The organism is Actinophytocola sp. (genome assembly GCF_035942955.1).
GTDB lineage: Bacteria > Actinomycetota > Actinomycetes > Mycobacteriales > Pseudonocardiaceae > DASYTH01.
This window is the reverse complement of sequence record NZ_DASZCQ010000362.1, coordinates 1-10,783: the sequence shown is the minus strand read 5'-3', so window position 1 is coordinate 10,783 and position 10,783 is coordinate 1. Positions and strand designations below refer to the sequence as shown.

Annotated in this window: 9 protein-coding genes and 1 pseudogene; 2 read left to right on the top strand and 8 right to left on the bottom strand. The window is 68.9% G+C overall.

All coding sequences use genetic code 11. The annotated features are described in order from the left end of the window. Positions 1-244: hypothetical protein (locus tag VGX25_RS35240; RefSeq protein ID WP_326922324.1), on the bottom strand; the 244-nt coding region annotated here is incomplete at its 3' end. Positions 245-798: 554 nt separating this feature from the next. Here VGX25_RS35240 and VGX25_RS35235 point away from each other — a divergent pair. Beyond that, positions 799-1,458: a TetR/AcrR family transcriptional regulator gene (locus VGX25_RS35235; RefSeq protein ID WP_326922323.1), complete on the top strand. Its 660-nt coding sequence runs from the start codon at positions 799-801 to the stop codon at positions 1,456-1,458. Here VGX25_RS35235 and VGX25_RS35895 read toward each other — a convergent pair. The 5 genes and pseudogenes from VGX25_RS35895 to VGX25_RS35215 form a co-directional block, all read right to left on the bottom strand. After that, the gene (locus VGX25_RS35895; RefSeq protein ID WP_414636085.1) at positions 1,387-2,127 is read right to left on the bottom strand and encodes a Pr6Pr family membrane protein; all 741 of its coding nucleotides are present in this window, start codon (positions 2,125-2,127) and stop codon (positions 1,387-1,389) included. The two genes, VGX25_RS35235 and VGX25_RS35895, sit on opposite strands and share 72 nt — an antisense overlap. A gap of 25 nt (positions 2,128-2,152) precedes the next feature. Beyond that, a pseudogene (locus VGX25_RS35230) lies at positions 2,153-4,021 on the bottom strand (NPCBM/NEW2 domain-containing protein); the annotation flags it as partial. Between the two features lie 201 nt (positions 4,022-4,222). Further along, the gene (locus VGX25_RS35225) at positions 4,223-5,146 is read right to left on the bottom strand and encodes a carbohydrate ABC transporter permease (protein WP_326922321.1); all 924 of its coding nucleotides are present in this window, start codon (positions 5,144-5,146) and stop codon (positions 4,223-4,225) included. After that, positions 5,143-6,129, bottom strand: a complete 987-nt coding sequence (locus tag VGX25_RS35220; RefSeq protein ID WP_326922320.1) for a sugar ABC transporter permease — start codon at positions 6,127-6,129, stop codon at positions 5,143-5,145. The genes VGX25_RS35225 and VGX25_RS35220 overlap by 4 nt, the downstream gene beginning before the upstream one ends. Positions 6,130-6,149: 20 nt before the next feature. Further along, positions 6,150-7,475 (bottom strand): ABC transporter substrate-binding protein, encoded by a 1,326-nt coding sequence (locus VGX25_RS35215; protein WP_326922319.1) that lies wholly within the window; start codon positions 7,473-7,475, stop codon positions 6,150-6,152. A gap of 163 nt (positions 7,476-7,638) precedes the next feature. Here VGX25_RS35215 and galT point away from each other — a divergent pair, with 163 nt between their 5' ends. Next, positions 7,639-8,658, top strand: a complete 1,020-nt coding sequence (gene galT / locus VGX25_RS35210) for a galactose-1-phosphate uridylyltransferase (protein ID WP_326922325.1) — start codon at positions 7,639-7,641, stop codon at positions 8,656-8,658. A 77-nt stretch (positions 8,659-8,735) separates the two neighbouring features. Here the strand turns inward: galT and VGX25_RS35205 are convergent, their stop codons facing one another. Further along, positions 8,736-9,575 carry a MaoC/PaaZ C-terminal domain-containing protein gene (locus tag VGX25_RS35205; RefSeq protein ID WP_326922318.1) on the bottom strand — a complete coding sequence of 280 codons (840 nt, stop codon included), beginning with the start codon at positions 9,573-9,575 and terminating at the stop codon, positions 8,736-8,738. A 1-nt stretch (position 9,576) separates the two neighbouring features. After that, the coding region (locus VGX25_RS35200) for a 3-oxoacyl-ACP reductase (RefSeq protein WP_326922317.1) at positions 9,577-10,783 on the bottom strand (1,207 nt) is incomplete at its 5' end.

Sequence of the window (10,783 nt, the reverse complement as noted above, 5' to 3'; positions counted from 1 at the left end):
CGTCCTGCTTGAGCCCACCCACGTCCTGCTTGAGCCCACCGACGTCCTGCTTGAGCCCACCGACGTCCTGCTTGAGCCCACCGACGTCCTGCTTCAACTCCGTGACGTCCATCCGCAACACCTTGACGTCATCGCGGGTCTCAATGACGGTGTCACTGAGCGCTTTCATGTCCTCGTCGGCGCGCTGCTGCCGGGCTTCGAGCCTGTCGACCCGGGTCTCGAGACTCGCGGGAGATGTCGTCATGGCGCAGATCCTCCCACCTCGAGCCCGGTCGGGTCGCTCCCCACATCGGGGCCTGTGGATAACTCACGCACGCGGGAGGTCGAAGAGGCTCAGGTCGTGGGCGCGGTCCGGGGTGGTGGTGCACATGCCGTGGGCGATGACCGTCTCGTGGCGGTCGTAGCCGCCGGCTCCGGAGCCGGGCGGCCGAGGACGTTCTTGAGTTGGTCGGAGCAGGCGCGGCCGATGAGCCTCACGAAGGTGGGGCCGCCCGGGTGACCAGGTCGACGCGGCGCCGGCCAACCGGTCGACCTGTTCCAGGAGCGACACGAGGTCCCGACGGCGTTGTTCCGGGGATCGATGGCGCGGGCGATAGCATCCAGGTCGATCTGCTCGAGACGATCCGAGGCCGGGTCCAGCCGCTCGAGGAGCTCGACCAGTTGGCCGGGGCTCAACTTGCCGATCGCATCGTCGGACAAGGTCGACCTCGGCCGAGGGCACCCCCTCCTGCCTACTGACGAGTAAGGCTACGTTCGAGTAGGTACGCTGGGCAAGAGTGTGATCATGCAGGAGGTGCGGTGGACGTAGAGCAGCGGCAGCGGCATGGGCGCGTCAGGCGGCTGCCGCGCGACGTTCGGGAGCGGCAGATCCTGGACGCGGCCGTGCGGGTGTTCTCCGCGCACGGCTACCACAACGCCTCGATGGACGAGATCTCCGAGGTGGCCGGCGTGTCCAAGCCGATGATCTACGCCTACCTCGGCTCTAAGGAGGACCTGTTCGGCGCCTGCATCCGCCGCGAGGCCACCCGGCTGCTGGAGGCGGTCACCGCCGGGATCCGGGTCGAGCTCGGTCCGGACATGCAACTGTGGCACGGCCTGCGGGCGTTCTTCCGGTTCGTCGGCGAGCATCGGGAGAGCTGGCGGGTGCTGCACCGCCAGGCCACCTCGCAGGGCGGCCCGTTCAGCGACGAGGTGGTCGCCATGCGCGCCAGGGCGATCGCTCTGGTCGACGCCCTGCTGGTGCGCACCGCGACCAAGCGCGGCCTCGACGAGCAGGCCACCCGCGCCACCGAGGCGCTGGCCGCGGCCCTCGTCGGCTCCGCCGAGTCGCTGGCCGACTGGTGGCTCGACCACCCCGACATCACCGACAAGATGCTGGCGTCCTGGCTAATGAACCTCGTCTGGATGGGGTTCGGCGACCTGGTGGAGGGGACGCAGTGGATCCCGTCGGCCGAGTGACGGCCCGGCCACAGTGGGAAGCCGCGCGTCGAGCGCCTTGAAGATCAGCGCGAGCACGCCCGCGACCAGGACGACAAGAGCGGTGTTTCGCAGCGCGACCGGATATCCGTGGATCCCGACGTCGAGGAACGGGTACGGATACCAGCCGCTGATCGCGCCGTGCACGAACGTGTAGATGATCCAGGCCAGCGGCCAGATGAACGCGTAACCAATAGTGCGCCAATCGATGCGCTGCCGCGGACCGAACAGCAGCCAGGCGGCGAGCGTCAGCCACGGTGAGACGTAATGAAAACCGATTGTCACCCAGAGCGCGGCACCGGTCAGCCGCACAATGGGCGCGAGCACGATGTCGAAGACCAGGCCGGTGATCACGATTCCGAGCAGGGCGTCGAGCCACACGACGCGCCAGATGACGCCGTTCCGAGCCGGATTCAGCACCAGGCAGATCGCCACGCCCAGCACGATCAGGTTGCTGTCGACCGTGAAGTAACTGAACAGCCGAACCAGACGTTCGCCAACACCGATATGCGCGTCGACGCGACCGGAATTGGCGTCGGCCCCGCCGGTCACGGTCAGCACGACCTGGGTCACGAACGACACGAGAACCACCAGGGCTATCGCCGCGTGCGACAGCCGTGTCCCGGCCCGCTCCCATTCGTCCGGTCTCATGTGGACATCCTGGGCGAGCGGCGGCCCAGTCGGCATGGTCGGAGTTCATACCGTCGCCGGCGTCGGTGACGACCAGGCGAACGAACGAGGCGCCGGTGAGGTCGGCGGTGAGCGTCCTGGCCGGGTCCTGCCAGGTGAGGACGCCGCTGTCGGCGACCTTGCGGCCGTCGGCCCAGATCTCGAAGGTGACCGAGCCGGCCCGGTTGCCGCGCTTCTCGTCGTCCACACCCACGTCGGTGACCAGCGAGGCGCACCGGCCGGCGGTGAAGTACATGATCGCGGCCGGCGAGTGCGTGCCGAGGCCCTTGGCGTACTGCACCCCGGCGATCGTGATCACCCGCCCGTCCCCGGCCGGCCGCTCGCCGACTGACCGGTCGAGCTCCACCGGACCCCAGCCGTTGGCCGCCTCCAGCCAGCGCGCGTCGCTGACGAAACCCGTCGCCGGCGGGGGAACCCCGGGCACCACCAGCCGGATCACCGCGCTCTTGGAGAAGATCTCGCTGCCCTCCCGGTAGGCCGTGGTCACGGTCAGCTCGTGCGCCCCCGGCGGGGCGTTCGGCGCCGGGGTCACGGTCCAGCCGCCGGCCAGCCGCTCCTCGGTGTTGAGCACCCAGTCCTCAAGCGGTCCGGTCGGGGTCGCGGTCCAGCCGTCCGGCAGCGTGATCGCGTGCCGGGGCAGCAGCACCGGCTTGCGGCCGTGGTTGATCAGCGTGGCGCTGACCGGAACCGGCTTGCCCGGCACGATGTACCGGCCGGCCGTGCCCTCCGCCGGGGTGGTCGCGCTGCCGGCGAAGCTGGTCGCCGCGGGCAGCTTGCCCCACCGCGGGTCGGCCGACACCCGGAACATCGCGGTGCCGTGCGACGGGACGCCGGCCGCGATCACGCCCGCGGTCTCGGCCGCGGTGTGCGACCACAGGTCGCGCATGATGTAGCCGGGACTCGCCGGCAGGCCGATCGCCGACGCCGTGGTGCTGATCGTGGCCGGGGCCGAGGTCTCGTTGAACAGCGCCACCGCGACGTCGCCGTTGGCCAGCGGCTTGGCGAACGTCCACAGACCGTCCTGATTGGACAGCATGCGTCCCTGCCGGCCGAGCGGATCCTGGTCGACCGCGATCACCTCGCGGTTGAGCAGGATGTCGTACGTCGCCGGGCTCACCCGGCGCAGGTCCGAGCCGATCAGCAGCGGCGCCGCCATGATCGCCCACAGGCTGAAGTGCGAGCGGTACTCGGTGTCGGTCATCCCGCCGTTGCCGACCTCCAGCATGTCCGGGTCGTTCCAGTGGCCCGGCCCGGCGAACTCGGCCAGCGGCGCGTTCAACTTCATAATGGACAGCATCGAGCCGAAGTTGTCGCTGATGTCGCCGGTGGTCCGCCACAGGTGGCCGACGTCGGCGCCCCACTCCCACGGCCGGTTCTGGCCCCACTCTGTGATGCTGTACACGATCGGCCGGCCGGTGGCCTTGAGCGCGTCGCGCATCTTCGGGTACCGCTCCAGTGCCGGCACGCCCTGGTTGTTGCAGTTGTCGTACTTGAGGTAGTCGACGCCCCACTCGGCGAAGGTCCGCGCGTCGAGCTCCTCGAACCCGAGCCCGCCGGGGAAGCCGAGGCTGTTGCAGGTCTTCGTGCCGGCGCTGGTGTAGATGCCGAACTTCAACCCCTTGCCGTGCACGTAGTCGGCTAGCCACTTGATCCCGCGCGGGAACCTGGCCGGGTCGGGGACCAGCCGCTGGCTGACCGGGTCGCGGGCCGGCAGCGCCCAGCAGTCGTCGATGTTGACGAACTCGTAGCCGGCCTCCTTGAGTCCCTTCTCCACGAACAGGTCGGCGATCCCGACGATCATTTGCTCGTTGAACGTGCCGCTGCAATGGGTGGTGTTCCAGTTGTTGAACCCCATGGGCGGCGTCAGCGCCAGCCCATCGGGCAGTGCGTAGGCCGGGGCAGGCATGGCGACCTGGGTGGCCACTGTGGACACCGCGGTCATTCCGACTACCATGCTTGCGGCGGCGAGACCGGCGAGGATTCTTCGCATGTGTGCCCTCCGATCGGCTTCGTTGCCGTTGTACGCGGTCGGCCTATTGCCCGTAGGCCGGCCGCGCTAACCCTTCGTCGCGCCGAGCGCCAGCCCGCGGATGAACTGCTTCTGCAGCAACACGAACACCACCAGGGTGGGAATCGCGGCGATCAGCGCGGCCGCGGCGATCATGTTCTGGTTGGCCACGAACTGGCCCTGGAGGTTGGCCAGCGCCGAGGTGATCGGGCGCCGGTTGCCCGTGGAGATCAGCGTGATGGCCCAGAAGAAGTCGTTGTAGATCCAGGTGGTCAGCAGCGTGGCCAGGGCGGCCAGCGCCGGTCGGCACAGCGGCAGCGTGAGCCGCCGGTACCTGGTCCACAGCGAGGCGCCGTCGACGATGGCCGCCTCGTCGATCTCGGGCGGGATGGTCTTCATGTAGTTGCTCAGCACGAACACGCAGAAGCCCAGCTGGAACGAGACGTTGATGACGATCAGGCCGAAGATGGAGTTGTAGAGCAGCCCGCTCTCGCTCAGGAAGCCCGGCAGCGGGATCGCCAGGTACAGCCGGTACAGCGGAGTGATGATCACCTGCTGCGGCAGCAGGTTTCCCGCGGTGAACAGGATCAGCATGGCGATGTTGAACTTGAAGTTCAGCCGGGCCACGACGAAGGCCACCATGGACGCCAGCAGCAGCGTGAGGATGACCGCGGGCACGGTGATGTACACCGAGTTGAGGAAGAACGTCCACATCTCCGACTGCCGCCAGGCGTTGGTGAAGTTCGCCAGCGTCAGGCGGTCGGCGAGCGAGACGTAGCCGTCCCGGTTGGTCTCCTCGATCGGCCGCAGCGCCACGTAGAGCGCGAACAGGATCGGTGTGATCCAGGCCAGGGTGATCACGATCATGAACACCTGGGTGAGGACCCGGCCGACGTCGGATCGCCGCCGCGGCTCGGATCCCCGCCGCACGACGGGCTCGATGACCTTCTCGGTAGCCGTCACGGTGGTCATGTCCGGGCCTCCTTCCGGAAGACCTGGTACAGGAAGATCGAGATCGGCACCAGGGAGATCACCAGCAGCACGACGCCGAGGGTGGAGCCGAAGCCGATGCGTTGCGTCTCACCGACGATGTTCTGGGTCACCAGGACCGACAGCAGCTCCAGCCCGTTGAGCACGTTTCCCTTGCTGCTGATGTACACCAGGTCGAACGCGCGCAGCGACTCGATCACCGTCACCACCAGGATGACGATGTTGATCGGTTTGAGCACCGGGAAGGTGACCCGCCAGAACGACTGCCAGGCGTTCGCCCCGTCGACCAGCGCCGCCTCGCGCAGCGCGGGATCCAGCGCCTTGAGCCCGGCCAGGTAGAGCACCATCACGTAGCCGGCCTGGCGCCAGGTCGCCTCGACCAGGATCGCCCACAGGTTGAGGTTCGGATCGCCGAGCCAGTCGATGAGGTTCTCGTTGCTGGTCCGCCCGATGATCGAGTTGAGCAACCCGTAGTTCGGCGAGTAGATCAGCTCCCAGATGATGCCGATCAGCGCGAGCGAGAGCATGACCGGCAGGAACAGCACGCTCTGGTAGATCCGGCTGCCCCGGATGCCGCGGTCGATGATCACCGCGAGCAGCATGCCCAGCGGGGTCGCCAGCACGATGAAGACCAGCAGCCAGATCGCGTTGTGCAGCACCGCGGGCCAGAAGTCCGGGTAGACGGTGAACGCCTGGTTGTAGTTCTGCACGCCGTAGACGCACCCGGGCTCCGGGATGCCGGGCAGGGTCGGCCGGCTCCCGCACGGTTGCAGGCTGATGCTGCCCACACCGGTCCACTTGGTGAACGACAGCAGCACGGAGCCGAGCGCCGGGATCCAGACGAAGGCCAGGTCCAGCAGCAGCGGGATGCCGAGCAGCCCGGCAAGGACCCATTTGTCCCGTGTGGACAGCGTGCGGGCACCCCGCCAGCGGCGGCGCCGCGGCGCCGCCGGCGGGCCGGTCACGCGATCGGTGGTAGCGACCATCAGGTGGTGAAGATCGTCTTCGCCTGGTCCTCCGCGCTCTTCTGCAGTGCCTCGACCGTAGCCGGGGCCGGGTTGTCGATGAAGCCCTGGATCAGCTTGATCATCGCGGTGGCCATGTCCGGCACGGTGTCCCGGTCCATGAACTGGGCGACCGCCTTGCAGTCGCTGATCGCCTGGACCGACTTCTTCTGGATCTCGTTGTACGTCGGCGCGACCAGCCCGTTGGCCACCCCCACGTCCCAGTGGTCGGTCTTGAGGAAGGTCGACTCGGCGTCCGCGGTGCCGAGGTACTCCAGGATCTTCTTGGCCGCGTCCTTGTTCTTGGCCTTCTTCGGCAGCATGAAGCCGTCGGTGGGGGCGTCCATGTAGTCCTGGCCGTGCTCGCTGTTGATCACCGGGTACGGGAAGAAGTCGAGGTCGGCGAGGTTGGCCTCGGCGTAGTTGGCGGCAACCTGGTTGGAGCCCTGGAACATCATGCCGGCCTGCTTGTTCTCCAGCGCCTTGGCGGCGTCCTGCCAGATCCGGCCGTTGGCGCCGTTCTGCAGGTACGGCATCAGCTCACGCCATTTGTCGAACACCGCGGTGACGCCCTTGTCGGTCCACGGCACCTCGTGCTTCATCAGCTTGATGTGGTACTCGTAGCCGTTGATCCGCAGGTTGAGGATGTCGAAGGTGCCCAACGCGGGCCAGCCGTCCTTCTCGGCGAACGCCAGCGGGATCAGGCCGTCGGTCTGCATCTGCTTGCACAGCGCGATGAACGCGTCCCAGTCCTTGGGGACGGTGTAGCCCCGCTGCTGGAACACGCTCTTGTTGTAGAAGACCACCCACGGGTAGTTGTAGATCGGCACCAGGTAGTACTTGCCGTCGATGCCCTTGGACAGGCTCTTGGTGGCGTCGTTGAAGTTGCCGCCGATCTTCTCCCAGACGTCGTCGATCGGTTCGAGCAGGTTCTGCGCGGCGAAGAACTGCAGCCGGTAGCCGGCGAACCAGGTGGCCAGGTCGTCCGGCGTGCCCTGCAGGTAGCTGCTGATGTTGTTCTGGAACGTGTTGTGGTCGACCGTGTTGATCGTGACCTGGACCCCGGTCTTGGTGGACGCGGCCTGGGTCAGCGCGGCGAACGCGTCCTTCGGCGCCGCGTCGGAGTAGTTCGAGCCGAACGTGATGGGCCCTGTCGGGTTGCCGCCGCCGGAGCCGGAGCCGCTCGGCGCGCCGCCACCCTGGTCACCGCTGCTGCACGCGGCGAGCAGGGCACCCGGCGTGACGGCCAGCACGGCGGCACCGCCAAGGCGCCGGAGGGCCGATCGGCGGGAGAAGGAGTCCGACATGCTGCATCTCCTTTGACGTTCGAACAGATTCGAACAATATCGACCACTACCAGACGCTCGTCAAGTAACGATTGGACAGTCGCCGACACCCCGTTGGGCCGGGTAGGTTGGACTCTGTTGGATAGTGTTGACATTTGGGTCGACGGGAAACATGCTCCGGATGGTGAAGCGCACCCATGTCCGGCTTGCCGACGGTCGTGAGCTGATCTACTTCGACCGCCGGGAGGACGTCGACCGCACGGCGCCGGACACCAGGCACCTGGCCGACCCGCCCCCGGCCAGCGAGCTGCGCTACGACCCGCTGCTCGACGAGTGGGTGGTCGTCGCCGGGCACCGGCAGGACCGGACCCACCTCCCGCCCACCGACGAGTGCCCGCTGTGCCCGTCGCAGCCCGGCCGGGCCACCGAGATCCCGGCCGCGGACTACGAGGTCGCGGTGTTCGAGAACCGCTTCCCGTCGCTTCGCCACCCGCGCGGGCGGTGCGAGGTCGTCTGCTTCACCTCCGACCACCACGCCTCGTTCGCCACGCTGCCCGTCGAGCAGGCCGAGACCGTCATGGAGGCCTGGGCCGACCGCACCGCCGAGCTCTCCTCGCTGCCCAACGTCGAGCAGGTGTACTGCTTCGAGAACTTCGGCGAGGAGATCGGCGTGACCCTGCACCACCCGCACGGGCAGATCTACGCCTACCCGTACGTCACGCCGCGCACCCGGCAGATGCTCGACGCCGCGCGCCGGCACACCGGCGGCGACCTGTTCGCCGACGTGCTGGCCGCCGAGCGCGCGGCCGGGACCAGGGTGGTCGCGGCCAACGAGCTGTGGACGGCGTTCGTGCCCGCCGCCGCGCGCTGGCCGTTCGAGGTCCACCTCTTCCCGCACCGCAAGGTTCCCGACATCGCGGCGCTGGACACCGAGCAGCGCGCCGCGTTCTGCCCGCTCTACATCGACGTGCTCAACCGGTTCCGGCACGTGTTCGACACTCCCCTGCCGTACGTGTCCGCCTGGCACCAGGCCCCGGTCCGGGCCGGCCGCGACCTCGGCTACCTGCACCTGCAGCTGTTCAGCATCCGCAGGGCGCCCGGCAAGCTGAAGTACCTGGCCGGCTCCGAGGCCGGCATGGGCGCCTTCCTCAACGACGTGGTCCCCGAGCAGGCGGCCAGGATGCTCCGGGACGCCGGGGACTGAGCCACCCGGGCTCGGCGGGCGGGTCCGCCCGTGGGCGATCGTCCGCTGCACCCAGGCGACGGCTATCGTGGCGCTGGTCAGGCGCCAGGCGTGACCGTCCCCGCCAGGTGCGGCCTCCCGGTGCGGGCGTCGAACAGCTCGAACCCCCAACCTTGGTCCACTGTGGACGCCGCGAACCCGGTCCTTGCCGGCAGCAGCACGGGCAGCTTGAACCGGACGTCGACCGTGTACGCCTCCGGCAGCCGGCCCTCGAACGCGGCGAGGCAGCGCGCCTTGGTCCACATCCCGTGCGCGATCGCCCTCGGGAAGCCGAACAGCCGGGCGGCCAGCGGGTGCAGGTGGATCGGGTTGCGGTCGCCGGACACCTCCGCATAGCGCCGGCCGATGTTCCCCGGCACCCGCCAGACCGCGGTCGGCTCGGGCGGCTCGACCCGCTCCCTCGCCTTCTCCGCGCCGGATCCGCCGCCGCGGCGCAGATACGTGCTCACGCCGGTCCACACCGGCTCGCCGGCGACGAGCACCTCGCTGATCATGTCGAACTGCCTGCCCCTGGCGTGGTCGCGCAGGTTCTCCACGTGCACCCGCAGCGTGAGCCGCTCGTCGACCCGCAGCGGCCGGATCCGGATGATCCGGTTGGCCAGGTGCACCGAGCCGATCAGCGGGAACGGGAACCCGGGGTCGGTCATCAGCTTGACCTGCAAGGGAAAGGCCAGGACGTGCGGGTAGGTGACCGGCAGCTCGTCGGTGAGCCGGAACTCGCAGACCCGGTCGTAGCGGGCCAGGTGCGTCCGGTCGACGGAGACGTTCGGCTGCTCGTACACGGTGTCCGGCAGCCGCGTGCCCCTGCGGGTGAAGCCGGTCAGCACCGCCTTGCCGAACAGGGCGGTGAGGTTCGGGGTGGCGGTCAGCTCGGGCATCTCAGGCTCCCAGCAGGCTCTGGCCGCAGACCCGGACCACGTTGCCGTTGACCGCGCCGGACGCCGGATTGGCGTACCAGGCGATGGTTTCCGCCACGTCGACCGGCAGCCCGCCCTGGGCGAGGCTGTTCATCCGCCGGCCGACCTCGCGGATCACCAGCGGCACGGCCGCGGTCATCCGCGTCTCGATGAAGCCGGGCGCCACCGCGTTGATCGTCGAGCCCCGCTCGGCCAGCACCGGCGCGTAGGCGTGCACCATGCCGATCACGCCGGCCTTGGTGGTGCCGTAGTTGGTCTGCCCGGTGTTGCCGGCGATTCCGGCGATCGACGACACCCCGATGATCCTTCCGTTGCGCTGCAGCAGATCCGACTCGATCAGCGCGTCGTTGACAACCGGCTGGCAGATCAGGTTCACCGCGAGCACCGCGTCCCAGGCGGACTCCTTCATGTTGGCCAGCTTCTTGTCCCTGGTGATTCCCGCGTTGTGCACAACGATGTCCACGCCGCCGTGTCGCGACCCGAGGTAGTCGGTCAGCCGCGCGGGCGCGTCCGGCGCGGTGATGTCCATCTGCAGCGCCGAACCCCGCACCCGGTTGGCCACAGTGGACAGTTCGGCGCCCTGTGCGGGCACGTCCAGCGCGACCACGTGCGCGCCGTCACGGGCCAGCACGTCGGCGATCGCCGCGCCGATCCCCCGTGCCGCGCCGGTCACCAGGGCGACCTTGCCGGACAGGGGTTTCTCCCAGTCGTCCGGCTCCGTCGCCTCGGTGCCGTAGCTGCCGATCCTGATCACCTGGGCGGACACGTAGGCCGACCTGGCGGACAGCAGGAAGCGCAGCGTCGACTCGATGGCGCCCTCCGCCCCCGGCGCCACGTACACCAGCTGCGCGGTCGACCCGCGGACGAGCTCCTTGCCGACCGAGCGGGTGAAGCCCTCCAGCGCCCGCTGCGCGGTGTGCTCCGCCGGGTTTTCGGTGGCCTCCGGCGGCGTGCCGAGCACCACCACGCGCCCGCAGGCGTGCAGCGACCGGATCGTGGGCCGGAAGAAGTCGTACAGCTGGCGCAGCCGGGCCGGGTTCCGGATCCCGGTCGCGTCGAACACGAGGGCCCCGTGCCGGTCCACCGGCTCGGTGACCACCTCGATCCCGGCCGACTTGGCCGCCGCGGCCACCGCGTCGGGCAGCCGGCCACCCGGCGCGGCGCCGAGC

Excerpts from the sequence above, each read along its gene's own strand:
- VGX25_RS35225 (WP_326922321.1), bottom strand. The coding sequence starts at position 5,146 with ATGACCACCGTGACGGCTACCGAGAAGGTCATCGAGCCCGTCGTGCGG.
- VGX25_RS35215 (WP_326922319.1), bottom strand. The coding sequence starts at position 7,475 with ATGTCGGACTCCTTCTCCCGCCGATCGGCCCTCCGGCGCCTTGGCGGT.
- VGX25_RS35895 (WP_414636085.1), bottom strand. The coding sequence starts at position 2,127 with ATGAGACCGGACGAATGGGAGCGGGCCGGGACACGGCTGTCGCACGCG.
- VGX25_RS35205 (WP_326922318.1), bottom strand. The coding sequence starts at position 9,575 with ATGCCCGAGCTGACCGCCACCCCGAACCTCACCGCCCTGTTCGGCAAG.